The organism is Blautia schinkii, from assembly GCF_013304825.1.
GTDB classification, from domain to species: Bacteria; Bacillota; Clostridia; order Lachnospirales; family Lachnospiraceae; genus Blautia_A; species Blautia_A schinkii_B.
In genome coordinates, this window is record NZ_JAAWUO010000015.1 from 67,041 (window position 1) to 93,050 (window position 26,010).

A 26,010-nucleotide genomic window follows, 5' to 3' on the forward strand; every position below is an offset into this window, starting at 1 on the left:
ATGAGGACAGAGATTTATCAGTGGATGAAAAATCTGGCTTTTTTTCACGTGTTGACAACGACAGTTCTTCATATTCTGCCGGATAAAAGGTATGAGCAATATATCCGGCTGTTTATGGGACTTCTTCTGGCACTTATGATCTGTACGCCTGTTTTTGCACTTGTGGGAAAAAGCAGTGAGCTTCTGAACGGGTTTCAGAAGTATTACGGGGAAGAGGAACAGGCAAGGATGGAAAATGAGGCAGAAGGGATCCGGAAAACATTTCTCAGAGAAGCATATAAAAAAGAACTGGAAAAACAGATCCGCAGGCTCCTTTCCGATGCAGGGATTTTTTCGGAAAAAATATCAGGTGTGGAAGCAGAGATCACAGCAGAAAAAAAGCTCCTGGTAAAAATAAATCTTAAGGCAGCAATTACAGAATCCCAGAAGGAGGCGGTAAAAAATGGACTCGAAAGAATCTGCGGACTGGAAGAAACCCAGTATCAGATCCTGGATTCTGGAAATGGGGTGGAAGGAGTGGGGAATCCTGTTGCTTTTGGGAATTCTTCTTCTGGTGGCAGGACTTCCGGTATCCCGGAAAACAAATAAAACCATCCAGACACAAAGTACAGAAAAAACCAGACTGGAAAGCCGCCTGGAGGAGCTTCTTTCCGGTGTGGAAGGAGTGGGAAAAGTGGAAGTGATCATCATGACCGGTGATGAAGGAAATGACAACAGTTTTTCCATGAATGGTCAGATATCTGTAACCGGAGTACTGGTTTCGGCAGAAGGAGCAGGCAGTGCTGTGGTTGTTCAGGATATTCAGCAGGCAATTATGGCATTATTTCAAATTGAAGCTAATAAAATTAGAGTGATGAAGATGAAATGAGGAGAGTAGAAGTGAAAAAGATCATGAAGAAAAACCAGGTAATCATCACCTCTCTGGCCATTCTCATTGCAGTGGCCGGATATCTGAATTTCGCAGACGTAAATCTGGGATTTAAGGATAAGGAGGCAAGCACGGACAGCAGCAGTATCCTGGACGACGTAAACTATGATCTGACAGATGAAACAGCCCTTCTGGATGAGAACGGGGCAGATGGCACATCCCAGTCGGAGGTGATGGATACTGCATCTCCAGGTGAGGCCGTACTTACGGGTGCATCGGATTTTGCAGCACAGGCGAAAGTGAGCAGGGAACAGGTACGCTCACAGAACAAAACGGACCTGCAGTCCATCATCAGCAACAAAGATATCAGTGATGAGGAAAAACAGAATGCGATCAATACCATGGTGTCCATGACAGAACTTACAGAAAAGGAGGCTGCAGCAGAACTTCTTCTGGAAGCAAAAGGTTTCGAGAATGTGATCGTGAACCTTACAGGAGAAACCGCAGATGTGGTAGTGCCCGATGCTGATCTTGAGGATGCCAGTCGTGCCCAGATCGAGGACATTGTGAAGAGGAAAACAGGTGTGGCAGCAGAGAGTATTGTGATCACACCATTAAGTCAGAGCAAAAATACAGAAGATACTGCAGCTACGACGGCATCTGATGCTTCAGATACATCAGCTGCGGCAGCAGAAAGCGATACCACACCAGCAGAAGACACTGAGACATCAGCTGACGTGCAGGATGGTTCCACCATTGATACAGAGGGAATTTACGATTGAATTGCCTTGACAGCAAAGCCTTGTCTATACTAGAATAGGAAAGGTTATATAAAAATAAGAGTTATAAGAGAATATACAGGAGGCTCACGTGTCGAAGTATACGAAAGAAATAGAAAAAAGAAGAACTTTTGCCATCATCTCCCATCCGGATGCCGGTAAGACAACATTAACAGAAAAATTCCTGCTGTATGGAGGGGCCATCAACCTGGCCGGAAGCGTTAAGGGTAAGGCTACGGCCCGCCATGCAGTGTCCGACTGGATGGAGATCGAGAAGGAGAGAGGTATTTCCGTTACCTCATCTGTACTTCAGTTTCACTATGACGGATATTGCATCAACATTCTGGACACACCGGGACATCAGGATTTCTCCGAGGATACCTACCGAACCCTGATGGCAGCAGATTCTGCAGTTATGGTTATCGACGGATCAAAAGGTGTCGAGGCACAGACCCGAAAGCTTTTCAAGGTCTGTGTAATGAGACATATCCCGATATTTACTTTTATTAACAAAATGGACAGAGATGCCAACGATACTTTTGATCTTCTGGATGAGATCGAGAAAGAGCTTGGCATTGCGACATGTCCGATCAACTGGCCTATCGGTTCCGGTAAGAAGTTCCGAGGTGTTTTTGACCGTAATACAAGAAAGATCCTCACTTTCTCAGATACACAGAAAGGTACCAAAGAAGGAGTGATCGAGGAGATCGATATTGATGATCCTCATGCAGATGAGGTTATGGATCCTGAGCAGAAAGAACAGCTGATGGAGGAGATCGAACTTCTGGATGGTGCCAGTGCCGAGTTTTCACAGGAAGAAGTCAGCAAAGGACAGCTGACACCTGTATTCTTCGGTTCAGCTCTTACAAACTTTGGTGTGGAGACATTCCTGGAGCATTTCCTTAAGATGACCACATCACCGCTTCCGAGAACAGCAGACTGCGGACCAATCGATCCGATGAGTGATGATTTTTCAGCATTTGTATTTAAGATCCAGGCAAACATGAACAAAGCTCACAGAGACCGTATTGCATTTATGCGTATCTGTTCCGGAAAATTCGATGCCACCAGGGAAGTTTATCATGTGCAGGGCGACAAGAAGATGCGTCTTCTCCAGCCACAGCAGATGATGGCAGAATCCCGCCACGTTGTAGATGAGGCTTATGCAGGAGATATTATCGGTGTGTTTGATCCGGGTATCTTTTCCATCGGAGATACCATCTGCGCACCTGGAAAAAAATTTGCGTTTGAAGGAATCCCGACTTTTGCACCAGAGCATTTTGCCCGCGTGCGTCAGATCGATACCATGAAAAGAAAGCAATTTGTTAAAGGTATCAACCAGATTGCGCAGGAAGGTGCGATCCAGATTTTCCAGGAGTTCAATACAGGTATGGAAGAAATCATAGTGGGTGTTGTCGGCGTACTGCAGTTTGATGTTCTGAAATACCGTCTGGAGAATGAATATAATGTAGATATCCGTCTGGAGCCTCTTCCGTATGAGCACATCCGCTGGATTGCAAACAAGGAAGCGGTTAAGGTGGACAAGATTGTGGGAACTTCTGACATGAAGAGAGTTACAGATCTGAAAGGAAATCCGCTGCTTCTCTTTATCAACGCATGGAGTGTTGGTATGGTAGAAGACCGAAATCCGGATCTGGTACTGACAGAATTCAGTAAATAAGCCCTTTTATTTCATAGTTTTTTTTGGTATAATAATAGAAAATTACGAACAAAAAATTATATCCGTAGGAGGGTTTCCCATGGCAGAAAAAAGAACAACATATAAGATACAGGATCTGGGCGGAATCGGTGAAGTTCATATTGCAGATGAAGTGGTTGCGATCGTTGCAGGACTTGCAGCAACAGACGTGGATGGCGTTGCTTCCATGGCAGGAAACATTACCAACGAGCTGGTAAGCAAGCTTGGTAAGAAGAACCTGTCCAAGGGAGTAAGGGTAACAATTCTGGAAGGAGTTGTCACTGTAGATCTTTCACTGAACATCGAATATGGAAGAAACATTCTTGAGACAAGCAAGAAGGTTCAGGAGAAGGTTAAGACCGCTATTGAGAATATGACAGGACTTGAGGTTGCAGATGTGAACATTCATATTGCCAGCGTGGATATGGAGAACGAAAAAGGAAAGTAAACCTTTCCTTTTTTCCGTCTTAGGAGGAAATTATGAGAAGAAGAGAACAGAGAGAACATGTATTTAAACTTATGTTTATGACAGAGTTTAATTCGGAGGAAGAGATGACAGAACAGCTCTCTCTTTATTTTGAAGGTCTTGGTGAGCTTTCAGAGCAGGACCAGGAGTATATGAAGAAGAAATACGCTCATGTGAAAGAGCATTTGGAAGAGATCGATGCTCTTTTGAATGGTGCAAGCCGCGGCTGGAAGACCAAACGTATGAGCCGGGTGGATCTTGCGGCACTTCGTCTTGCAGTGTATGAGATGGAGTATGATGCTGATGTGCCTACGGGAGTAGCTATCAATGAGGCTGTAGAACTTGCCAAAAGATTTGGCGGTGATGCTTCCGGCTCCTTTGTAAACGGAGTTCTTGGTAAGATCGCATCTGAGAAAGAAGAGAAGAAACCTGAAGAGAAGTCTGCTGACGCAGAAGAGAAGGCAGCAGAAGTATCTGAGCAGAACGCATGAAAAATGTCTATTCTGTCGGCCAGATAAATCATTACGTCGGGAATATGTTTACCCAGGATTATTTTCTCCGGAAGGTTTATGTGAAAGGAGAAGTATCCAACTGCAAATATCACACGAGCGGGCATATCTATTTTTCCCTGAAAGATGAGACAGGAACATTGAGCTGCGTGATGTTTGCAGGGCACCGCCGCGGTCTGGCTTTCCGCATGAAGGATGGCGACAAGGTGGTTGTTGGAGGAACTGTGGATGTTTATGAGAGAGATGGCCGCTATCAGCTCTATGCGAAAGAGATCACACTGGAGGGAGCAGGTGCCCTTTATGAGAAATATTTGACTCTGAAACAGGAGCTTGAGGATATGGGGATGTTTGCGCAGGAGTATAAGCAGCCAATCCCTCATTTTATCAGGACTCTCGGTGTGGTGACAGCACCTACAGGTGCGGCAGTGCAGGATATCCGCAACATTGCAGGACGGAGGAATCCCTATCTGCAGATCATTCTTTACCCGGCACTTGTCCAGGGAGAAGGAGCAGCTGAGAGCATTGTAAAAGGAATCCGGATGCTGGATGATGCAGGGGTAGATGTGATCATTGTTGGCCGTGGAGGCGGTTCCATTGAGGATCTCTGGGCTTTCAATGAGGAGATTGTGGCCCGTGCTATTTTTGAGTGTAGGACACCGGTGATCTCAGCAGTGGGACATGAGACAGATTTTACCATTGCGGATTTTGTGGCAGACTTAAGAGCCCCCACACCTTCGGCAGCAGCAGAGCTTGCAGTGGATGATTTCCGCAGTGTGATGGAGAGCTTGCGTATATACAGAGAGCGGCTGCAGCGTGGAATGAACAGCAAGGTTGAACTTTTTGCCGCAAGGCTTACTGCATATGAAACGAAGCTTAAATATCTGAGCCCGGAGTCCATGCTCCGCGAGAAACGGCAGTATGCAGCAGATCTTGAGGAACGTCTGCGCTCATCTATGGAATGCAGGCTTACAGAGAAACGTCATGAGCTTGCAGTATGGATTCAGCGTTTTGAGGGGCTTTCTCCACTTAAAAAGCTGAATGGAGGCTATGCTTTTGTGTCCGCGCCGAACGGACATGCTGTGACGAAGATCAGCCAGGTAAAAAAGGGTGACCGTCTTTCCATTGCGGTGACAGACGGAACCATAGAAGCAGTTGCGGACAGTATCAGAAGGGAAGAACGATAATGGCAGAGACAGAAGAAAAGAAAGAAGCGAAATCCATAGAAGAGACCTTTGGCGAGCTTGATATTCTGGCGCAGAAGCTGGAGGATCGGGATACACCTCTGGAAGAATCTTTCCGTCTCTACAGACAGGGAATGGAGCTTCTTAAGGATTTAAGCGGAAGACTTGATACCGTAGAAAAAAAGATGCTTCAGATGAATGAGGATGGGACATTTCGTGAATTTTAAAGATGAACTGAAAAAAAGAACGGAAGAAGCAGAAAGCACTCTCCGAAAATATCTTCCGGAGGAAGGCGGTTTTGCGAAGACTATGGCAGAGGCCATGAATTACAGTATGACAGCAGGCGGAAAGAGACTCCGGCCGATCCTGATCCGGGAAATGTATCGGCTTTTCGGGGGAGAGGGGGAACTCTGCGAACCTTTCATGGCTGCCATGGAGATGATACATACACATTCTCTGGTCCATGATGATCTTCCGGCACTGGATAATGATGATTACAGGCGGGGCAGACTGACGACTCATAAGGTATATGGGGAAGCCATGGGTGTATTAAGCGGCGTGGCACTTCTGAACAGAGCCTATGAAGTTATGCTTATGGCCTTTGATCTTACAGAAGACAAAGAACGTGTGATATCTGCCATGAAGATCATGGCAGATAAGACCGGTATAAACGGAATGCTTGGCGGACAGAGTGTGGATGTGGAGAATGACGGCAAGCCTCTGAAACGTGAAATGCTGAATTATATATATAAAAACAAGACTTCCGCACTGATCGAAGCTTCCATGATGACAGGTGCAGTACTTGCAGGTGCATCAGAGGAAGAGATCAGGATCGTGGAGCAGGCTGCAGAGGACATCGGACTGGCTTTCCAGATTCAGGATGACATCCTGGATGTGACCAGCACCCAGGAGGAACTGGGGAAACCGATCCACAGCGATGAGAAGAATAATAAGGTAACATACGTGAGTCTTATGGGAATTCAGGCAGCAGCCGGCAAGGTAAAAGAACTTTCTGACCATGCGGTAGAACTGCTGAACAGTCTTGACAGGGAGAATGAATTTCTTGATCTTCTTGTTGAGAGTCTGGTAAGCCGCAGGAAATAGAAAGAACGAAGGAAGGATACGAATGATTCTGGAAAAAATAAAAAAGCCAAATGATATTCATAAAGTTTCATTGGAAGATTTTCCCCGTCTTGCCGAGGAAATCAGGAGCTTTTTGATCCAGACAGTAAGTGAGACAGGCGGGCATCTGGCGTCCAATCTGGGTGTGGTAGAACTGACGCTTGCTTTGCACAATGTGCTTGATTTTCCCCAGGATAAGCTGATTTGGGATGTAGGACACCAGGCCTACACACACAAGATCCTTACAGGCAGGAAAGACGGCTTCAAGAAGCTGCGTAAAGAAGGTGGATTAAGCGGTTTCCCAAAGAGAAATGAGAGTGACTGTGATTCCTTTGATACAGGACACAGCTCTAATTCTATTTCCGCAGGACTGGGATATGTCCGTGCAAGAGATCTTCTGGGAGAAAAATACACGGTTGTTTCTGTGATCGGAGATGGTGCGCTCACAGGCGGAATGGCTTATGAAGCCCTGAATAATGCCGCAGAGCTGAAGACGAATTTTATTATCATCATCAATGACAATAATATGTCTATTTCCAAGAATGTAGGTGGAATGGCCACATATTTAAGTGCTCTGCGCACAGCTGAGACTTACACAGGGATGAAGATCGGAGTCACCAAGACACTGAAGAAAATTCCGCATGTGGGAACGGCAGTGGTAGATACTGTCCGCAGGACTAAGAGCAGCATCAAGCAGCTGATCATTCCCGGAATGCTTTTTGAGAATATGGGACTGACTTATCTGGGACCTGTAGATGGACATAATATGCGTCAGATGATGAAGCTTTTTAATGAAGCCAAGAGAGTGGAGGGACCTGTTATTGTTCATGTGCTTACAGAGAAGGGAAGAGGTTATGAGCCGGCATCCTCTCATCCGGAGCGTTTTCATGGTACCGGGCCTTTTGAGATCCGAAGCGGTAAGCCTCTTGCTGAGAAAAAAGCACTTACGTATACAGACTGCTTTTCCAGAGCGATATGTTCCGTGGCGGAAAAGAATCCCAAAGTAGTGGCTGTTACAGCAGCCATGCCGGATGGAACCGGCCTGAACCAGTTCAGGCAGAAATTCCCGGAGCGTTTTTTTGATGTGGGTATTGCGGAAGAACATGCAGTGACTTTTGCAGCAGGAATGGCTCTTGGAGGAATTATTCCGGTATTTGCGGTGTATTCCTCTTTTTTGCAGAGAGGGATCGACCAGATCCTTCATGATGTGTGCATGCAGAATCTGCACGTGATTTTTGCCATTGACAGAGCAGGATTTGTGGGAGCAGATGGTGAGACTCATCATGGATGTTTCGATCTTTCCTATCTGTCCATGATTCCGAATATGACAGTTATGGCACCGAAGAACGGAAAAGAGCTTGAAGAGATGCTGAAGTTTGCAGTGGAAGAGCTTGACGGTCCCTGTGCGATCCGTTACCCGAAGGGAACGGCCTGTACAGATATGGAAGAATGTGATAAGCCGTTACAGAAAGGTATAAGTGAAGTAATCTGCCAGGGCAGCGAGATCGCAGTTCTTGGAGTGGGCAGTATGGTTTCTGTCTGTCAGAAAGTCTGTGAAGAGCTGAGAGACCACAAAACAGCAAGAGCTACATTTGTCAGTGTACGTTTTGTAAAGCCCGTGGACACCTGTCTTCTTGATCAGCTTTCAAAGAATCACAGTCTTTTGGTTACTGTGGAAGAGAATGTAAAAAGTGGTGGTTTTGGAGAGCATGTATCTGCTTATATGGAGGCCTGTCATCCGGAAGTAAGAGTACTGCCTCTGGCAATCGGGGATCACTTTATCGAACATGGAACTGTAGACAGTCAGCGTGTAAAAACCGGTCTGAATGTACAGGAAATCGTAGATGCAGTGGAGCAGAGCTGGGCAGACCTTGTGCGTAACAAAAAATAAAAGATACAGCCTTTTCGGGAGAATTACAACCTGCAAGGCATTATACAGCCCGGCACTCAAGGAGCCGGGCTGTTGGAGGATAACATGAAAAAAAGACTTGACATCATGATGGTGGAACAGGGACTTGCACCGTCACGTGAAAAAGCAAAAGCATATATCATGTCCGGTGAAGTATATGTTAACGGACAGAAGGAAGACAAAGCAGGCTCCATGTTTGCGGAGACTGCGAAACTGGAAGTAAGAGGTAAGACTCTGCCATATGTGAGCAGAGGCGGCCTGAAGCTTGAAAAAGCCATGAAGAATTTCGGCGTGACACTGAAAGATAAAGTATGTATGGATGTAGGGGCATCCACAGGCGGTTTTACAGACTGCATGCTTCAAAATGGAGCGGTTAAAGTTTATTCTATTGATGTAGGATACGGCCAGCTGGACTGGAAACTGCGCAATGACCAAAGAGTTGTCTGCATGGAAAAAACTAATATCCGTTATGTAGTACCGGAAGATCTGGAGGAACCGGCCGCATTTTCATCCATTGACGTTTCCTTTATTTCCCTGACAAAAGTTCTTCTCCCTGTAAGAAATCTTCTCACAGAGGACGGAGAGATCGTATGCCTTATCAAACCACAGTTTGAGGCTGGCAGAGAAAAGGTTGGAAAGAAAGGAGTTGTCCGTGATCCGAAAGTTCATGAGGAAGTGATTGAGAAAGTCAGGGATTATGCCATGAGTATTTTCATGGAGCCATGCCATCTTTCTTTCTCACCGATCAAAGGCCCGGAAGGAAATATCGAATATCTGCTCCATCTGAAGAAACATCCGGAAGGAACAGATGTACCTATGAGTCTGGAAGCTTCTGTACAGGATGTGGTAAAGGAAGCTCACGGCCAGCTGGACTGATGCTTGGAAAGGACTTAAAGCAATATGGACAGATTTTATATAATTCCAAACAGTGCGAAAGATCCGGAACTGGCTTTTTCAGGTATGATCATTAAATATCTGGAACAGAGAGGGGCCAGATGTCATGTTCAGCCGATCACAGAGAAGATGGAGGGACCTTATCATTATACAGATCCTGACGGGATCCCGGAGGATACTCAGTGTATTATTGTGCTGGGTGGTGATGGAACTCTTCTTCAGGCTGCCAGGGATGTAGTGCATAAAGATATTCCTCTTCTCGGAATTAATCTTGGGACACTGGGGTTTCTCGCAGAGGTTGATAAAAATTCCGTATATCCGGCACTGGACCGTCTGCTTTCTGATGATTATGAGCTGGAAGAGAGGATGATGCTGGAAGGCAAGATCTATCATGGAGCTGACCTTATCGGAAAAGATGTTGCGCTGAATGACATTGTAATCGGAAGAGAGGGACATCTTCGAGTCATCCGCTTTAAGAACTATGTCAACGATGCCTATATGAATTCCTATAATGCAGACGGAATCATTATCTCCACTCCAACAGGATCTACAGGCTACAGTCTGTCGGCAGGCGGACCGGTGGTATCTCCAAGTGCCAGTATGATGATCATGACCCCGATTGCGCCTCATACTATGAACACCAGAAGTATTATTCTTTCCGGAGAAGAGGCGGTTACTGTGGAAATCGGTGAGGGAAGACATAATACCATTGAGAATGCAGTGGCCTCATTTGACGGAGATACCCAGATTTCCATGGTGACAGGAGATCGGATCGTAATCCGTAAGGCCATAGCCAGAACGAAGATCCTTAAACTGAACCATCTGAGTTTTGTGGAGGTTCTGAGACAGAAAATGAGCAACAGCTGATGCAGGAGGTTCAATTTTGAAAGTAGCAAGACATGAGAAAATAATCGAATTGATCCGTCAGTACGAGATCGATACACAGGAAGAACTTGCGGCAAGGCTGAATGAAGCCGGCTTCAAGGTAACACAGGCTACCGTTTCCAGAGATATCCGTGCACTGAAAATGACCAAGGTTGCAGGCCGCAATGGAAAATCCAGATATGCCATCCTGGAAGAGCATACACCGGATTTGTTAAGCGACAAATATGCCCGTGTTCTGAAAGAGGCTGTGGTCTCGATGAATATCGGACAGAATATCATAGTAGTAAAAACAATATCCGGAATGGCAATGGCTGCTGCAGCTGCGCTGGATTCCATGAAGTGGCCGGAGATTTTAGGTTGCATTGCAGGAGATGACACCATTATATGCGTGGTAAAGACCTCTGAGCAGGCACCTGGTGTTGTACAGAAACTCAGCGGCATTTTATCCGGAAATAAATAAAATCGACAGTATAAGCAAAACAGAAAGGAAACGAATGTTAGTACATCTGCATGTAAAAAATCTTGCACTGATAGAGGAAACAGAGGTGGAATTTGGTCCGGGACTTAATATCCTAACCGGTGAGACCGGAGCCGGAAAGTCCATCCTGTTAGGATCCATACAGCTCATCTTGGGTGGAAAAACTTCCAGAAGCATGATCAGGGAGAATGCTTCCTATGCCCTGGTAGAGCTGTTATTTCAGGTTGAAAATACAAAAGCCAGGGAGTCCCTTGCTGCACTCGACATCTATCCGGAGGACGGGCAGGTGCTGATGTCACGTAAGATCATGGACGGCAGAAGTATCAACAAGATCAACGGAGAGACAAGCACAGTCAGCCAGATGAAAGCAGCAGCAGCCTGCCTTCTGGATATTCACGGACAGCATGAGCACCAGTCTCTTCTTTACGGAGACAGACAGCTTGCCATCCTGGATGTGTACGGAAAGGAGCGTATCCTTCCTGCCAGGGAAAAAGTGCGCAGAGCATATCGTGATTACAGGGAATGCCTGAACCAGCTGAACGCGTTGGATATGGATGAGGAACAGCGCAACAGGGAAAAGGCATTTCTGGAATTTGAGATCAATGAGATTCAGGAGGCAGCTCTTATTTCCGGCGAGGATGAGAAGCTGGAAGATAAATACCGGAAGTTAAGCAATGCCAGAAAGATCATGGAGTCAGTCCGGAATGTTCACAGCCTGACCGGCTATGACCGGGGTGCGGCAGACATGACAGGGACTGCGCTGAAAGAGTTTTCCAGAATATCTGATTATGATAAAGAGCTGGCACCTCTTATGGAAACACTGACAGAGATCGATTCTCTTTTAAGTGATTTCAGCAGAGATCTTTCTTCTTATATCGACAGCCTGACATTTGATGAGGAGACTTTCTTTGAGACTGAGAAACGGCTGGATCTGATCAATGGGTTGAAGGCAAAATACGGACAGACGATTGAGGAGATATTATCCTATCAGGAAGAACAGCAGGAAAAACTGGAAAAGCTTCAAAAATTTGAAGAAAATTTCCAGGAGCTGAAGGAAAAATTTGCCAGTTCAGAAGAAGTTCTTGAAAAAGCTTCGCATGAACTTTCGGTGATCAGGAAAGAATACAGTAAACAGCTGGATGAAAAGATCATCGAGGGATTAAAAGAACTGAATTTTGCTGATGTTGATTTTTCCATCCGTTTTGACCGCAGAAAAAATTATACAGATAATGGTTATGATACTGTGGAATATGAAATCTCCACGAATCCGGGCGAAAGCAGAAAGCCGCTAGGACAGATCGTATCCGGCGGTGAGCTTTCAAGGATCATGCTTGCGATCAAGGCAATTCTTGCAGATAAGGATCAGATCGATACACTGATCTTTGATGAGATCGACACAGGAATCAGCGGCCGCACAGCGCAGAAGGTTTCTGAGAAGATGGCAGTGATCGGTCAGCACAGACAGGTCTTGTGCATCACTCATCTGCCACAGATTGCAGCAATGGCAGATACGCATTTTGAAATTGAGAAACATGTGGAAGGAACAGAAACAATCACCCAGATCCATCCGCTTGAGGGAGAAGAATCTGTGCGGGAACTTGCAAGGCTTTTAGGTGGTGCGGAGATCACTCCGGCTGTTCTGGGAAATGCAAGAGAAATGAAGGAATTGGCACAGCACCAAAAAAATACAAGACTGAAATAATTCATACGTTACATACTAAGAGAGGACAGCCGAAATGGCAAAGTCCTCTCTTTTTTACTTTCTATCATGAAAAAAATACAAAGGATGTGGCGTAAGATGAACAGAAAAGCAAAGTACAGATGTTTCCTGCTTTTGTTTCTGCTTCTGGATCTGGCACTGATGGGATGGCTGGGATACCGTCTTCTGGACCGCAAGATCCCGGACCAGATCCTGGTGGACCATGAAAGCAGCCAGGAAGTGACAAAGCTTCTGGAACGGCCGCTAGTTACTTTTGATGATGCCATCACAGTTTCCGGGAAAGACTGTTACACCCTGCATTGCCGGTTTCTGGGAATGATTCCGTTTAAAGATGTTAAGGTAAAAAACACTCCTGCAAAAGATGTATATGTAAGCGGAAATGCAGTAGGGATCTACATGCAGACAGAAGGCGTTCTGATCATTGATACAGGTGAAATCCGTTCAGAAGGCGGAAAAACACAGGATCCGGCCAGGGATATCGTAAAGCCCGGAGACTACATTGTCGCTTTTAATCAGGAAGTAGTAAGATGCAAACAGGATCTTTTGGATGACCTGAAAGATCTGAATGAAACTTCTGTGACACTTAAGGTACGCCGGGACGAAAAAACAATCCCGCTGTCTGTAACTCCGGTAAAAGATGAATCGGGAACGTATAAGCTGGGTATCTGGGTGCGGGATGACACCCAGGGGATCGGGACGCTGACCTATGTAGATGAGAATGGCAGATATGGGGCTCTGGGACACGGAATCAGCGATGTGGATACAGGAGAACTTCTGGATATTTCAGACGGAAACCTCTATACTGCCCAGATTCTTGGAATCCGGAAAGGAGAAAAAGGAAATCCGGGAGAACTTTCCGGTCTCATCCGGTACGAAAACAGAAATATCCTGGGTTCAATTACAGAAAACTGTGAAAATGGAATTTTTGGAACAATGCAGCCGGATCAGCTGGAATCTCTCACATTGAAGAAAATTCCCATAGGATACAAACAGGATCTGAAAACAGGACCTGCATCGATTCTCTGCTGTACAGATGGAGAGGTAAAAGAGTATACAGCAGAAATTTCAAAAATCGACATGAATCACGAAGACTCCAACAAAAGTTTTGTGATTCAGGTGACAGACAAGGAACTGCTGGAAAAAACAGGTGGCATTGTCCAGGGAATGTCAGGAAGTCCTGTGATTCAGAATGGAAAGCTTTTTGGTGCAGTAACTCACGTTTTTGTGCAGGATTCTACAGGAGGATACGGTATTTTCATTGAGAATATGATGGAAAACGGGAAATAGAAACAGTACCTTTTGACACGAAAACATGGGAAAATGGTATGCGTAAAGTGAATTTTGTCATAGAAACAAAAGTAATTGTCGAAAAATATCGTACGAAAGTGGGGAAAAATACCCACTTTCATCTTGATTTCGCCATAGGATTTCTACTATAATAATTTTGTTACCAGTGAAGGAGTAAAAACGCAGACAGCGAATAAGTGAATGGCTGCCGGGTGACAAAGGGGTATGTCTGAAAACCCAAGGAGATAGAAGTTAGGAGGATCCTCATGGACAAATTAAATGTTGCAATTGCTGATGATAACACTAAGATGACAGACATGCTGGGTCAGATGATCGAAGAAGATAAAGACCTTGAACTGGTCGGAAAAGCACATAATGGAGAAGAAATTTGTAGTATTATAAAGGACAAGGAACCAGACGTGGTGGTTCTCGATATCATCATGCCGAAGATGGATGGGCTTTCCGTTATGGAGAAATTCTCCCACGATGCAAATGTTAAGAAGGTTCCGGTATTTATTGTACTATCTGCAGTTGGACAGGAGAGGATTACAGAGGATGCGTTCAGTCTTGGAGCAGACTACTATGTGTTGAGGCCTTTTGACAATACCACACTTTTAAACCGGATCAAACATATCCGAAAGCTAGGAGACAGAAGAGTGAGGGAAATCAGCAGATCGAATCACGCAGAGAACAGGAAACCTCAGCCGGAGAGGAATCTGGAGACTGATGTGACGAATATCATTCACGAGATCGGAGTTCCGGCACATATTAAGGGATATCAATATTTAAGGGATGCTATTATCCTGTCTGTCAATGATATGGAGATGCTTAATTCCATCACGAAAGTACTGTATCCGACCATTGCGAAACGGCACCAGACAACACCGAGCAGAGTGGAACGGGCGATCCGTCATGCCATTGAGGTAGCATGGAGCCGTGGAAAGATGGATACCATTGATGAATTATTTGGATATACTGTGAGTACCGGGAAGGGTAAACCTACCAATTCAGAATTCATAGCATTGATTGCAGATAAAATCAGACTTGAATATAAAAATCAGTCTTTTAATTAAATGAATTTTGGAGTATAATTAAACAAAAACGGGTGTACCCAGGGAGGGGAATACTGATGAAAAAAATTCTGTTTGCTACATCAGAAGCAGTACCTTTTATCAAAACAGGAGGACTTGCTGATGTTGCCGGCTCACTGCCTAAATGCTTTGACAAAAAATATTTTGATATCCGCGTGATCTTGCCGAAATATGCCTGCATGAAACAGGAATGGAAAGATAAAATGGAGTATGTTACTCATTTTTATATGGATCTTGGATTTAAGAACTGCTATGTAGGAATCATGCAGATGGAGTATGACGGGATCCAGTTCTATTTCATCGATAATGAATACTATTTCAGCGGACCGAAACCATATGACAGTGCACCATGGGATCTTGAGAAATTCGCGTTCTTTTCCAAGGCTGTCTTATCAGTGCTTCCGGTAATCGGATTCAGACCAGATATCATCCACTGCCACGACTGGCAGACCGGTCTTGTTCCGGTTTACCTTCATGATTCTTTCCAGGAGAACGAGTTCTTCCGCGGAATTAAGACTATCATGACAATACATAACCTGAAATTCCAGGGTGTATGGGATGTTAAGACTGTCAAGGATATCACAGGACTTTCTGATTACTACTTTGCACCGGATAAACTGGAGGCATACAAGGATGCCAATTTCCTGAAAGGTGGTATGGTATTTGCAGATGCCATCACTACGGTAAGTAATACCTACGCAGAGGAGATCAAGACACCGTTCTACGGTGAGAAGCTGGATGGCCTTCTGAATGCCAGAGCCAACAGCCTCCGTGGTATTGTAAACGGTATTGATTATAATGAATTCAATCCGGAGACAGATCCGAATATTACAAGAAACTACAACGCAAGAAACTTCCGAAAAGAGAAAGTTAAAAATAAGCTCCAGCTGCAGAAAGATCTTGGACTTGAGCAGGATCCGAAGGCTATGATGATCGGTATTGTTTCCCGTCTGACAGACCAGAAGGGATTTGATCTGATTGCTTACATTATGGACGAGCTCTGTCAGGATGCAGTGCAGATCGTTGCTCTTGGTACTGGTGAGGAACGTTATGAGAACATGTTCCGTCACTTTGACTGGAAATATCATGGAAAAGTTTCCGCACAGATTTATTATGATGAGGCAATGTCTCATAGAATCTATGCAGCTTCTGATGCGTTCCTGATGCCTTCACTGTTTGAGCCATGCGGCTTAAGCCAGTTGATGAGCCTTCGTTACGGAACACTTCCGATCGTTCGTGAGACAGGCGGACTGAAAGACACGGTTGTACCGTACAATGAATTCGAAGGAACAGGAACAGGATTCTCATTTGTGAATTATAATGCACATGAGATGCTCGCTACTATCCGTTATGCGGAGAGCGTATATTATGATAAGAAACGTGAGTGGAATAAATTGGTTGACCGTGCAATGGCAGCGGACTTCTCCTGGAATAATTCTGCAAGACAGTATGAGGAGATGTATAACTGGTTGATCGGAGAATGATTCTTCTTTCCGGGCACGCTAAAAGCAATAAGCTGGTGCAGACGATAGTTTTGTCTATTGTCTGCACCTTTTTTGTAAAAAAAAAATGTTTGGTAATGAGAAAAAAACACTGTGTTAATGATAAATAACTTTATAAAATATGTTATTTTCACTAAACTTTATAATTTATTCGGTTATTGTCAAATAACTTAAACTGTGATACATTTATACCAGTGGATGATACATATACAGGTATTGGACATTTAGATTGTACTTATGATGAGGTGACGAAATGACACTGGATAAATTAAAGACTGGAGAGTGTGGCAGGATCATCAGTGTTTGTGGTGAGGGGGAACTGAGACATCATCTTCTGGATATGGGGCTTACGCCTGGAACTGAGGTATTGCTTCGGAAAACGGCTCCTATGGGTGACCCGGTTCAATTGGTTTTGCGCGGGTATGAGCTGACGCTGCGGCTTGCGGAGGCTGCGAAGATTGAAATTGTAAAGATTGAGAAGGAACAGGCGATACCTCGTGATGATAAGAGACATATGTCTATTGCACATCCGGGAGTGGGTGAGCTTGGTAAGGCTAAGGATTACAGGAAGAACAGGATCGGAAATGTGATTGCCAAGGGTGAACCGCTCACTTTTGCACTTGCCGGTAATCAGAACTGCGGTAAGACTACACTTTTTAATCAGCTGACAGGATCGAATCAGCATGTGGGGAATTTTCCGGGAGTGACGGTAGATAAGAAGGAAGGAACGATCCGAAGGCATCCGGAGGCTACGGTAACGGATCTTCCGGGTATTTATTCCCTTTCGCCTTATTCCAATGAGGAAATTGTGACGAGAGATTTTTTGTTGAATGAGAAACCTACGGGGATTATCAATATTGTAGATGTTTCCAATATTGAGAGAAATCTCTATCTGACCATGCAGCTAATGGAGCTGGGAATTCCTATGGTCCTGGCACTGAATATGATGGATGAGGTGCGGGCCAACGGCGGTTCTGTGAGAATCAATGAACTGGAAGAAATTTTGGGAATTCCGGTAGTTCCTATTTCAGCAGTAAAGAATGAGGGAATTGATGAACTGATCGACCATGCGGTGCATGTAGCCAGATACAGAGAAGCACCTGGCAGGATTGATTTCTGTGCAGATAATCAGTCGCCCCAGGATCCGGTGGGATCTGTCCACCGATGCATTCATGCAGCCGTTCATTTAATAGAACCTTATGCGAAAAAAGCAGGACTTCCGGTGCGTTTTGCAGCAACCAAAATTGTGGAAAAAGACCCTCTTATCGAAGAACGTCTGGCTTTGCCGGATGGGGAGAAGAGAGTTCTCAATGAACTGATAGCTGTAATGGAAAAAGATGGTGGTCTTGACAGAGAAGCAGCACTTGCAAACATGAGGTTCAGTTTTATTGAACAACTTTGTGATAAAACAGTAGTAAAACCTGCTGAAAGCATAGAACATAAACGCAGCGTTGCGATTGACCGCATACTTACCGGTAAATACACAGCTATTCCCTGTTTTGTGGGAATCATGGCATTTGTGTTTGTGATGACGTTTAATTATCTTGGTGCGTGGTTGTCCGACTGGATGACCATGGGAGTAGACTGGGTGATCGGACTGATCGGAAGTGGTCTTCAGGCAGCAGGAGTCAGTACAGTGCTCCAGTCACTGGTAGTAGACGGAATTTTAAGCGGTATTGGAAGCGTGATCGGATTTTTGCCGACAATTGTTACATTGTTTTTCTTTTTGTCCATTCTGGAAGACACAGGATATATGGCGAGGGTTGCATTTGTAATGGATAAGCTTCTTCGCAAAATCGGACTCTCAGGAAGAAGCTTTGTACCGATGCTTATCGGATTCGGATGTTCTGTGCCGGCAATTATGGCAACAAGAACACTGTCCAGTGAAAGAGACCGTAAGATGACTATTTTGTTGACACCTTTTATGAGCTGTAGCGCGAAGCTTCCTATTTACAGTCTTCTTACCAGTGCATTCTTTCCGAAACAGTGGCGTGGTATTGTAATGATCAGCCTGTATTTTGCAGGAATTCTCTGTGGAATCCTTTATGCACTGATTCTGAAAAAGACCCGGTTTAAGGGTGAACCGGTACCTTTTGTCATGGAACTTCCGAATTACCGCCTTCCTTCATCCAAAAGTGTTGGACAGCTGATATGGGAAAAGGCGAAAGGCTTTATTCAGAAAGCTTTTACAATTATTTTTGCGGCAACCCTGATTGTGTGGTTCCTGGAGAATTTTGATGCAAGCTTACATCTGGTATCCAGTGCAGATCAGAGTCTTCTGGCAAAAGTAGGAAGCATTGTGGCTCCGCTTTTTGCTCCGCTTGGATTTGGTGACTGGAGAGTATCCACAGCACTGATCACAGGATTTATGGCAAAAGAGAGCGTTGTTTCTACTCTGACAGTGCTTCTTGGGGGAAAAACAGCTCTTTTGACAACCTTATTTACACCGTTCACAGCTTATGTATTTCTGATCTTTACACTTCTCTATACTCCATGTGTTGCAGCTATTGCAACTGTACGGAGAGAGATGGGAACTGTACGGGCAGCCCTTGGGATCGCACTTTTACAGTGTGCAACTGCCTGGGTCGTGGCCTTTGTAGTGCATGGTATCGGAATGCTGCTGGGATTCTGATATATTATTTATGACTCTCTACAAATCGCAGAAAACACTCTGCCGATGATGTGAGAGTCATATTTTTTTTGCAGGCAATTCCAATTGATAGTTTATCCAGTCCATTAATTGGGACAGCAACAAGAGAAGGCTGTCGAAAAAGATGGAAGCTGCTTTCTGCAAGCAGGCTGATCCCTTCCCCGATTTCCACTGCACTGACAATGGATTCTGCACGTGCAGTACGCAGGATCTGCGGATGGATGCCTGCATTGTGAAAACTGTGCATACATAGTCTGTAAATAGAGGTGTGCGGCGGCATCAGGATAAAGGAATCTCGTTTCAGCTCTGTAAGGTTAAGAGATTTTTTTGCAGAAAGAGGATGTCCGGCTGGAAGGACAGCAACCAGTCGGTCTTCTGCAAGAAGATGAAAAGTATAAAGATCAGGGTCTACCATGTTTTTCCGAATAAAAACCAGCTGGAAATGATCATTTTCAAGTCCTGTCATCAGTTCCTGGTCTTCTACCTCTTTCAGGGAAAAAGGAATCTCCGGGTGCTCAGAGCAGAAACTGTGGATCTGAGAAGTCAGATGATACTGGGAAAGAAACGGAAGTGTCCCGATATGGAGTGCCTGAGTTTCATTATCCTTAAAATAGGATACTGCTTTCAGGGAACGATGATACTGTCTGGATATTTTCAGTGCCTCTTTATAAAAAAAATCTCCAGCAGGAGTTAGGACGGCAGAACGCTTGCTTCTGTCCCATAAAACGAGATCCAGTTCTTTTTCCAGTTTCATGATCTGCTTGGAAAGCGCAGACTGGGAAATATGCATTGCTTCCGCAGCTTCAAAAAAAGTCCGGGACTGAGCTGCGCAGATAAAGTAATCAATTTGTTCGAAAGTCATAGGTAATACCTGCCTTTTGAGAAATAAACAATTGTTGATGGTCGAGAAGATAACATGAACCAATCATTCCATATTGGAAACAATTATAGCATAGAAAGAATTGATTTACCATGTGGAAAAGAGATAAAATGTTTGCAGGAATGAAGAATATACAGGAGGTTTATTATGGCAGCGAAGGTAAGAGATTTAAGGAGTGCACTTGCACTTTTGGAAGAAATGCCGGATCAGCTGATCGAGACTGACGTGGAAGTTGATCCAATGGCAGAGCTTGCAGGTGTATATCGTTATGTAGGAGCAGGTGGAACTGTAAAACGTCCTACAAAAGAAGGTCCGGCCATGATCTTCAATAATGTGAAAGGACACCCGGATGCAAAAGTAGCAATCGGACTTCTGGCAAGCCGAAAACGAGTGGCCGCTTTATTGGATACTGAGTCTGAAAATCTTGGAAAGATGCTCTGCAAAAGTGTGGAGAATCCTGTCCCACCCGTAGATTTTACAGGAGATGCACCATGCCAGCAGGTGGTACATAAAGCAACAGATCCGGAGTTTGACCTTTACAAACTGGTACCTGCGCCGACCAATACACCAGATGATGCAGGTCCGTACATTACACTTGGCATGTGTTATGCCACACATCCGGATACAGGCGTTCATGATGTGACGATCCATCGCCTTTGTATTCAGGGAAAAGATGAGCTTTCCATCTTTTTTACACCGGGAGCCAGACATATCGGAGCTATGGCAGAGCGCGCAGAGGAGTTAGGACAGAAACTTCCGATTTCCATCAGCATAGGAGTAGATCCGGCGATTGAGATCGGTTCCTGTTTTGAGCCGCCTACAACACCGCTTGGATATGATGAGCTCTCCGTAGCAGGGGCACTTCGCGGAGAACCTGTAGAACTTTGTAAATGCGTTACAGTTAATGAGAGAGCAATCGCAAATGCAGAATATGTTATTGAGGGAGAAGTGATCCCGGGTGTGCGTGTAAAAGAAGACCAGAACAGCAATACCGGTTATGCAATGCCGGAATTTCCGGGATACACAGGTCCTGCAAGTGACCAGTGCTGGCTGATCAAGGTTACAGCGGTAACACATCGTGAACATCCGATCATGCAAACCTGCATCGGACCAAGCGAGGAGCATGTATCTATGGCCGGAATTCCTACAGAAGCCAGCATTTACGGTATGGTGGAAAAAGCAATGCCGGGAAGACTTCAGAATGTATACTGCAGCAGTGCAGGCGGTGGAAAATATATGGCAGTCCTTCAGTTTAAGAAGCTTTCTCCAAGTGACGAGGGAAGACAGCGTCAGGCTGCACTTCTTGCATTTTCTGCATTCAGTGAGCTGAAGAATGTATTTCTTGTTGATGAAGATGTGGACTGTTTTGACATGAATGATGTGCTCTGGGCTATGAATACAAGATTCCAGGGTGATGTGGATGTGATAACCATTCCAGGTGTAAGATGCCATCCGCTTGATCCATCTAATGATCCGGCATTTTCCCCGGGTATCAGGGATCATGGAATTGCATGCAAGACTATTTTTGACTGTACTGTGCCATATGATCTGAAAGCTTGTTTCCACAGAGCACGTTTTATGGAGTTGGATCCTGAGAAATGGACAAAAAAATGAAAAAAAGAATTGTAGTTGGTGCGACAGGTGCAAGTGGCCTGCCGCTCCTTGTAAAATGCCTGGAGATCATCAGGGAGAATCCGGATTATGAATCATATCTGATTATGAGTTCCAGTGCAGAATTAACACTCTGTCAGGAGACAACTCTTACGCCGGAGGATGTAAAGAAACTGGCAGATTACACTATGTCACCAGAAGAGATCGGAGCAAAACCTGCCAGCGGGTCTTTTAAGACAGAAGGAATGCTGATCGTTCCCTGCAGCATGAAAACCATAGCGGGAATACACAGCGGCTATGCGGATAATCTTATTCTTCGTGCAGCGGATGTGACGATCAAAGAGCAGAGAACGTTAGTGCTGGCTGCCAGGGAGACACCGCTTAGTGGTATTCACCTTCGAAATCTCTATGAGCTTTCCATGCTGACTGGTGTGAGGATCATTCCGCCGATGATGACCTTTTATCATAAGCCTGCGACGATTGATGATATGGTGTATCATGTTGTAGCGAAGCTTTTGGAGCCTTTTGGAATCGAAGCAAAGGAGTACCGAAGATGGAATGGATTGTAAGAGAGTGTGTGGATGCCGCGGGATGCCCGCTGGAGATTAGTGCTGCTTTCGTAGGCGCAGATGTTCTTGTTTGTCTTCAGGGGGGAGATCAGCCGCATATTGGATGTGTTGTTCAGACAGAACCCAGGGAGTCTCTCACTGGAAATGGCAGTGTGAGTGCGACTTCTTCAGTCTTGAATTATCCGGGGCATAAGGACGAGGTTATTTGCAGGTATGTGGCAGAGAAGGTTTCCGGGGAATTGAACAGGAGAGTTGTCTGTACGGGAGGATTTCATAAAGATAGGATTACGGCTGAGGAAATCAGGGAGGTGCAGATAGTGTTGGAGACTGTGACAGAAAAGATAGTCGGGCAGTTGCGATAGGGCTGCCGGCCTATTTTTTCTCAAATATATTTTCTCTGGTTATATTCTTAGCCCATTTTCCACTGAGATATCTTTTAATAACCCAGGGACACTTCACAAACTCATCGGTACAGAGGAGAAAATAAACCCAGAGTACCGGCAGCTTCAGTACGAATGCAGCAAAGAATCCAAGGGGTACTGCATATACCCACATATCAATGGTATCGCAGATCAGTCCGAATTTCGTATCACCGCCAGCACGGAATACACCTGCGATCACAGTCAGCTTTAAAGTTTTGGAAGCATATCGCCTGGATCTTTCCAGATCTCCCTGTCCCATTACATTGCCAAGAAGAATGCCTCCTGCACTTGCGATTCCGAAACAGAAAACAGTGCCGATATTACGGACAACCACAACCAGGGAATTGGCGGCAACTGCATCTGTTCCAAGATGTCCAAGGATCACGGAATACATGGAAAAACCAACACTCCATGCGATATCGTTGCCAGGGATACTGCGGAGATAGATGACTGGCCTACGAAGTTCAGCAGTATGAACATTGCGAAATTCGCAGAAACTGTAACTGTGTCAGCTTTTGTAAAGAATAAAAAAGCGAACATAGTTGCACGATAACATAGTTTGCAGGCAGTGTCAATCGGCAAACTATGAAATTGTTTAAACAACTTACGGGAAAATGACGAAGTAAAATACGCGAAGTAAATAATACCGTTTTATGCAAAAAAAATGTATAAAAAATCATATCACCGGTTGTTGAGATTTCCAATCCGTGATACACTGAATGCAAATCGTGAGCCAATCATGTTCATGAACATACAGCAAAGCGGAACAGAGATATCCGCCTTGCGAATGATATTTTCAGAGAAAGAGGAGTAAAGCACATGCCAGTTTTTGATTTCAGTGCAGCACCGGCAGATAATAATGAGAAAAAAAGCCAGTGCACATATACAACATTCCATTCCAATGAAACAACAGCAACACCGGAGAAACCGGTGCTGATCCTGGATAACAGCAAGAGAGAGTGGAAACATCATTCCTGCGGATATTTTTCAAATCCGGCGAAACAGACAGCTTTTGAGTTTAAAGAAGATGACGGTGTTTTTCCGGCAGATATCCGAAAGATTGATTCCCGTTTCACAAGCCTGATCAAATGGCTCGGGGAAAACCACATCAACATCCGCCTTTCCGGAAAGAATACAGATGAAGGATATGCAGTCTACAAGATCCGGGAGATTGCGTTTGGCGGAGGAACCAAGCTTTCTGCTGAGGATGGATTTCTTCAGTTTATGATCGACCGTCTTTTTGCAAGTAGCGCACCTGCAGAAGGAAAGGAGGATGATGAGGATGATGAGGACGGCGATGATATGAAGCTGACCAGCATCCAGAGTATCACGGATTTTATGACCTGTGCGGGAAAGACCATGCCTGACAACATCCGTCTCTGGGCAAGACGTAATCTTGCAGTTGCCCGTTCTCACGAGGTTTCCCAGGAGGAGAGACGTCATGCACAGCGTGCACTTTCTATTATGATGAACATTCAGTGGAAGCATAATTATTTTGAATCCATTGATCCCGAGGAAGCACGTCGTATACTGGATGAGGAACTTTATGGAATGGAGCGTGTAAAACAGAGGATCATTGAGACGATCATCCAGATCAACCGTACCCATACACTTCCTGCATACGGACTTCTTCTTGTGGGACCGGCAGGAACCGGTAAATCTCAGATTGCTTATGCAGTTGCAAGAATCCTCAAGATGCCGTGGACAACACTGGATATGAGTTCCATCAACGATCCGGAGCAGCTGACAGGAAGTTCACGTGTCTATGCCAATGCGAAACCTGGAATCATTATGGAAGCTTTCTCCATGGCAGGAGAGTCCAACCTTGTATTTATCATTAACGAGCTTGACAAGGCTGCATCAGGAAAAGGTAACGGAAATCCGGCAGATGTGCTCCTGACTCTTCTGGATAATCTTGGGTTTACAGACAATTATATGGAATGCATGGTTCCGACTGTTGGCGTTTATCCGATCGCGACAGCTAATGACAAAGCTCAGATCAGTGCACCTCTGATGTCCCGTTTTGCAGTGATCGACATTCCGGATTACACACCGGAAGAAAAGAAGATCATATTTTCAAGATTTGCACTTCCGAAAGTGCTGAAACGCATGAGCCTGAAACAGGAAGAGTGTATTGTAACAGAGGAAGCACTGGATGCAGTAATCGAAAAATTTGCAGATACCACAGGAATCCGTGACCTTGAGCAGGCAGCAGAGCACATTGCGGCAAATGCACTGTATCAGATCGAAGTGGATCATGTAAAAGCTGTTACCTTTACACCTGAGATGGTAAGAGATCTTCTTGATTAAAAATATCAGGATAATATCGCAATCAGGGATTGCCTCCGGCGAAGGAAAAGAGTATAATGGAATAAATATATGTGCGCGTGAACGCAAAATGCAAAAATAAACGCTTGGAGGATAAGATATGGCAGTTACATTACAGCAGATTGCAGAAGCTGCGGGGGTTTCAAGAGGTACTGTGGACAGAGCATTGAACAACCGCGGCCGCATCCGTCCTGAAGTAGAAGAGAAGATCAAGAGGATCGCCCAGGAAATGGGATATCAGCCCAGTCGTGCAGGCCGTGCCCTTGCTATGGCGAAACGAAAGATCCGGATCGGTGTGATCCTTCAGTATATGAAAACACCTTTTATGCAGCAGGTTTTAAAAGGAGTTATGACAGCTAAAGAAGAGGTAGAGAGCTTTGGCGGAACAGTAAAGATCTATGAGATCGAAGGTGTGGAACCTGAGAAAGTAATGGCGGCTATGGAAGAGCTGAGAGAAGAAGGGTTTAATGGAATTGCCATGACTCCGTCTGAAGATCAGCTTCTGAAAGCCAGGATCAATCAGTACAGTGAAGAATATGGGATTCCTGTGGTAACATTTAATGCGGATCTGGAAGACACAAAGAGGCTTTGTTTTGTGGGTCAGGATACATTTCAGTCCGGCCGTGCGGCGGCAGGCCTGATGAATGAGATGACAGGTGGAAAAGGACAGGTGGTCATTATTTCAGGACAGGTGGCCAACCCTGGACTTATCAGCAGGCAGAAAGGTTTTACTACGGAGATCAAGGATAGCTTTCCAGGGCTTGAGGTCGTTGATATACGATATTCTTATGATGATGAGTGGGTTGCATCCAAGATCGTGGAAGAACTTCTGGAGATTTATCCGGAACTTACCGGTATTTATATCACGGGTCATGGTGTAAAGGGTGTTTGCCAGACTTTGAAGAAACTGGAAAAAAACAGCTCCATACATGTGATCGCCAATGATTTTCTGGAAGAAAATAAAAAATGGCTTCAGGATGGCACAATCAATTTCCTGATCGGGCAGGATGCAGCAGTTCAGGGTCATTCACCTGTAATGATCCTGTTTCAGCTTCTGTTTGACAGTAAAAAGCCGGAGAAGGAATTTCAGTATACAGATATTGTGATCCGAACGAAATACAATATGAGCTGAACCGAAGCTGATAATAAATGAGGGAACT

24 protein-coding genes and 1 pseudogene are annotated in these 26,010 nt (G+C 44.9%); 23 read left to right on the forward strand and 2 right to left on the reverse strand.

Features of this window, described 5'->3' with window-relative positions:
- From HFM85_RS12160 to feoB, 18 genes are all read left to right on the forward strand, one after another.
- Entirely contained in the window at positions 1-588 is a 588-nt protein-coding gene (locus tag HFM85_RS12160) for a stage III sporulation protein AF (RefSeq protein WP_173738443.1), read from the forward strand.
- Entirely contained in the window at positions 530-868 is a 339-nt protein-coding gene (locus tag HFM85_RS12165) for a hypothetical protein (protein WP_243251572.1), read from the forward strand. Before HFM85_RS12160 ends, HFM85_RS12165 begins: the two co-directional genes overlap by 59 nt.
- 11 nt (positions 869-879) lie before the next feature.
- Positions 880-1,650, forward strand: a complete 771-nt coding sequence (locus HFM85_RS12170) for a SpoIIIAH-like family protein (protein WP_173738444.1) — start codon at positions 880-882, stop codon at positions 1,648-1,650.
- An 88-nt stretch (positions 1,651-1,738) separates the two neighbouring features.
- Positions 1,739-3,328, forward strand: a complete 1,590-nt coding sequence (locus HFM85_RS12175) for a peptide chain release factor 3 (RefSeq protein WP_173738445.1) — start codon at positions 1,739-1,741, stop codon at positions 3,326-3,328.
- Between the two features lie 79 nt (positions 3,329-3,407).
- Complete coding sequence (locus tag HFM85_RS12180) at positions 3,408-3,794, forward strand: Asp23/Gls24 family envelope stress response protein (protein WP_173738446.1); 387 nt, start codon at positions 3,408-3,410, stop codon at positions 3,792-3,794.
- A 32-nt stretch (positions 3,795-3,826) separates the two neighbouring features.
- Positions 3,827-4,303, forward strand: a complete 477-nt coding sequence (gene nusB / locus HFM85_RS12185) for a transcription antitermination factor NusB (protein ID WP_173738447.1) — start codon at positions 3,827-3,829, stop codon at positions 4,301-4,303.
- Positions 4,300-5,505: an exodeoxyribonuclease VII large subunit gene (xseA, locus tag HFM85_RS12190; protein WP_173738448.1), complete on the forward strand. Its 1,206-nt coding sequence runs from the start codon at positions 4,300-4,302 to the stop codon at positions 5,503-5,505. Before nusB ends, xseA begins: the two co-directional genes overlap by 4 nt.
- A complete protein-coding gene (xseB, locus tag HFM85_RS12195; RefSeq protein WP_119240048.1) occupies positions 5,505-5,729 on the forward strand; it encodes an exodeoxyribonuclease VII small subunit in 225 nt (74 codons plus the stop codon). The genes xseA and xseB overlap by 1 nt, the downstream gene beginning before the upstream one ends.
- Entirely contained in the window at positions 5,719-6,606 is an 888-nt protein-coding gene (locus HFM85_RS12200) for a polyprenyl synthetase family protein (protein ID WP_173738449.1), read from the forward strand. The genes xseB and HFM85_RS12200 overlap by 11 nt, the downstream gene beginning before the upstream one ends.
- 22 nt (positions 6,607-6,628) lie before the next feature.
- Positions 6,629-8,515, forward strand: coding sequence for a 1-deoxy-D-xylulose-5-phosphate synthase (gene dxs, locus HFM85_RS12205; protein WP_173738450.1), 1,887 nt, complete (start codon positions 6,629-6,631; stop codon positions 8,513-8,515).
- Positions 8,516-8,599: 84 nt separating this feature from the next.
- Positions 8,600-9,409 (forward strand): TlyA family RNA methyltransferase, encoded by an 810-nt coding sequence (locus HFM85_RS12210; protein WP_173738451.1) that lies wholly within the window; start codon positions 8,600-8,602, stop codon positions 9,407-9,409.
- 24 nt (positions 9,410-9,433) lie between these two features.
- Positions 9,434-10,294: an NAD(+)/NADH kinase gene (locus tag HFM85_RS12215; protein WP_173738452.1), complete on the forward strand. Its 861-nt coding sequence runs from the start codon at positions 9,434-9,436 to the stop codon at positions 10,292-10,294.
- A 16-nt stretch (positions 10,295-10,310) separates the two neighbouring features.
- Positions 10,311-10,772, forward strand: a complete 462-nt coding sequence (gene argR, locus HFM85_RS12220; protein WP_173738453.1) for an arginine repressor — start codon at positions 10,311-10,313, stop codon at positions 10,770-10,772.
- A gap of 34 nt (positions 10,773-10,806) precedes the next feature.
- A complete protein-coding gene (gene recN / locus HFM85_RS12225; protein ID WP_173738454.1) occupies positions 10,807-12,492 on the forward strand; it encodes a DNA repair protein RecN in 1,686 nt (561 codons plus the stop codon).
- 96 nt (positions 12,493-12,588) lie between these two features.
- The gene (gene spoIVB, locus HFM85_RS12230) at positions 12,589-13,797 is read left to right on the forward strand and encodes a SpoIVB peptidase (protein WP_173738455.1); all 1,209 of its coding nucleotides are present in this window, start codon (positions 12,589-12,591) and stop codon (positions 13,795-13,797) included.
- Positions 13,798-14,063: 266 nt separating this feature from the next.
- A complete protein-coding gene (spo0A, locus tag HFM85_RS12235) occupies positions 14,064-14,870 on the forward strand; it encodes a sporulation transcription factor Spo0A (protein ID WP_173772928.1) in 807 nt (268 codons plus the stop codon).
- Between the two features lie 56 nt (positions 14,871-14,926).
- Positions 14,927-16,372, forward strand: coding sequence for a glycogen synthase GlgA (gene glgA, locus HFM85_RS12240; RefSeq protein WP_173738457.1), 1,446 nt, complete (start codon positions 14,927-14,929; stop codon positions 16,370-16,372).
- Between the two features lie 271 nt (positions 16,373-16,643).
- Positions 16,644-19,022: a ferrous iron transport protein B gene (gene feoB / locus HFM85_RS12245; RefSeq protein ID WP_173738458.1), complete on the forward strand. Its 2,379-nt coding sequence runs from the start codon at positions 16,644-16,646 to the stop codon at positions 19,020-19,022.
- A 4-nt stretch (positions 19,023-19,026) separates the two neighbouring features.
- On the opposite strand, the gene HFM85_RS12250 is transcribed toward feoB, so the two are convergent.
- A complete protein-coding gene (locus HFM85_RS12250) occupies positions 19,027-19,902 on the reverse strand; it encodes a LysR family transcriptional regulator (RefSeq protein WP_173738459.1) in 876 nt (291 codons plus the stop codon).
- A gap of 165 nt (positions 19,903-20,067) precedes the next feature.
- Here HFM85_RS12250 and HFM85_RS12255 point away from each other — a divergent pair, with 165 nt between their 5' ends.
- From HFM85_RS12255 to lpdD, 3 genes are read left to right on the forward strand one after another with little or no spacing between them, the layout of a single operon-like run.
- Complete coding sequence (locus tag HFM85_RS12255) at positions 20,068-21,534, forward strand: UbiD family decarboxylase (RefSeq protein WP_173738460.1); 1,467 nt, start codon at positions 20,068-20,070, stop codon at positions 21,532-21,534.
- Positions 21,531-22,100 (forward strand): UbiX family flavin prenyltransferase, encoded by a 570-nt coding sequence (locus HFM85_RS12260; protein WP_173738461.1) that lies wholly within the window; start codon positions 21,531-21,533, stop codon positions 22,098-22,100. The genes HFM85_RS12255 and HFM85_RS12260 overlap by 4 nt, the downstream gene beginning before the upstream one ends.
- Positions 22,085-22,462: a prenylated flavin chaperone LpdD gene (gene lpdD / locus HFM85_RS12265; RefSeq protein WP_173738462.1), complete on the forward strand. Its 378-nt coding sequence runs from the start codon at positions 22,085-22,087 to the stop codon at positions 22,460-22,462. Before HFM85_RS12260 ends, lpdD begins: the two co-directional genes overlap by 16 nt.
- A 10-nt stretch (positions 22,463-22,472) precedes the next feature.
- Here lpdD and HFM85_RS12270 read toward each other — a convergent pair.
- Positions 22,473-22,949: pseudogene (locus HFM85_RS12270) on the reverse strand (MATE family efflux transporter); the annotation flags it as partial.
- A 392-nt stretch (positions 22,950-23,341) separates the two neighbouring features.
- Between HFM85_RS12270 and HFM85_RS12275 the strand changes: the two are divergent.
- Both HFM85_RS12275 and HFM85_RS12280 read left to right on the forward strand, forming a co-directional pair.
- A complete protein-coding gene (locus HFM85_RS12275) occupies positions 23,342-24,832 on the forward strand; it encodes an AAA family ATPase (RefSeq protein ID WP_173738463.1) in 1,491 nt (496 codons plus the stop codon).
- A gap of 118 nt (positions 24,833-24,950) precedes the next feature.
- Positions 24,951-25,982, forward strand: a complete 1,032-nt coding sequence (locus tag HFM85_RS12280; protein WP_173738464.1) for a LacI family DNA-binding transcriptional regulator — start codon at positions 24,951-24,953, stop codon at positions 25,980-25,982.
- Positions 25,983-26,010 lie beyond the last annotated feature (28 nt).

Bases quoted from the DNA above. Each gene is read 5' to 3' on its own strand.
- HFM85_RS12160 (WP_173738443.1), top strand. From the start codon at position 1: ATGAGGACAGAGATTTATCAGTGGATGAAAAATCTGGCTTTTTTTCAC.
- HFM85_RS12180 (WP_173738446.1), top strand. From the start codon at position 3,408: ATGGCAGAAAAAAGAACAACATATAAGATACAGGATCTGGGCGGAATC.
- nusB (WP_173738447.1), top strand. From the start codon at position 3,827: ATGAGAAGAAGAGAACAGAGAGAACATGTATTTAAACTTATGTTTATG.
- xseA (WP_173738448.1), top strand. From the start codon at position 4,300: ATGAAAAATGTCTATTCTGTCGGCCAGATAAATCATTACGTCGGGAAT.
- xseB (WP_119240048.1), top strand. From the start codon at position 5,505: ATGGCAGAGACAGAAGAAAAGAAAGAAGCGAAATCCATAGAAGAGACC.
- dxs (WP_173738450.1), top strand. From the start codon at position 6,629: ATGATTCTGGAAAAAATAAAAAAGCCAAATGATATTCATAAAGTTTCA.
- HFM85_RS12210 (WP_173738451.1), top strand. From the start codon at position 8,600: ATGAAAAAAAGACTTGACATCATGATGGTGGAACAGGGACTTGCACCG.
- HFM85_RS12215 (WP_173738452.1), top strand. From the start codon at position 9,434: ATGGACAGATTTTATATAATTCCAAACAGTGCGAAAGATCCGGAACTG.
- recN (WP_173738454.1), top strand. From the start codon at position 10,807: ATGTTAGTACATCTGCATGTAAAAAATCTTGCACTGATAGAGGAAACA.
- spoIVB (WP_173738455.1), top strand. From the start codon at position 12,589: ATGAACAGAAAAGCAAAGTACAGATGTTTCCTGCTTTTGTTTCTGCTT.
- spo0A (WP_173772928.1), top strand. From the start codon at position 14,064: ATGGACAAATTAAATGTTGCAATTGCTGATGATAACACTAAGATGACA.
- glgA (WP_173738457.1), top strand. From the start codon at position 14,927: ATGAAAAAAATTCTGTTTGCTACATCAGAAGCAGTACCTTTTATCAAA.
- feoB (WP_173738458.1), top strand. From the start codon at position 16,644: ATGACACTGGATAAATTAAAGACTGGAGAGTGTGGCAGGATCATCAGT.
- HFM85_RS12250 (WP_173738459.1), bottom strand. From the start codon at position 19,902: ATGACTTTCGAACAAATTGATTACTTTATCTGCGCAGCTCAGTCCCGG.
- HFM85_RS12255 (WP_173738460.1), top strand. From the start codon at position 20,068: ATGGCAGCGAAGGTAAGAGATTTAAGGAGTGCACTTGCACTTTTGGAA.
- HFM85_RS12260 (WP_173738461.1), top strand. From the start codon at position 21,531: ATGAAAAAAAGAATTGTAGTTGGTGCGACAGGTGCAAGTGGCCTGCCG.
- lpdD (WP_173738462.1), top strand. From the start codon at position 22,085: ATGGAATGGATTGTAAGAGAGTGTGTGGATGCCGCGGGATGCCCGCTG.
- HFM85_RS12275 (WP_173738463.1), top strand. From the start codon at position 23,342: ATGCCAGTTTTTGATTTCAGTGCAGCACCGGCAGATAATAATGAGAAA.
- HFM85_RS12280 (WP_173738464.1), top strand. From the start codon at position 24,951: ATGGCAGTTACATTACAGCAGATTGCAGAAGCTGCGGGGGTTTCAAGA.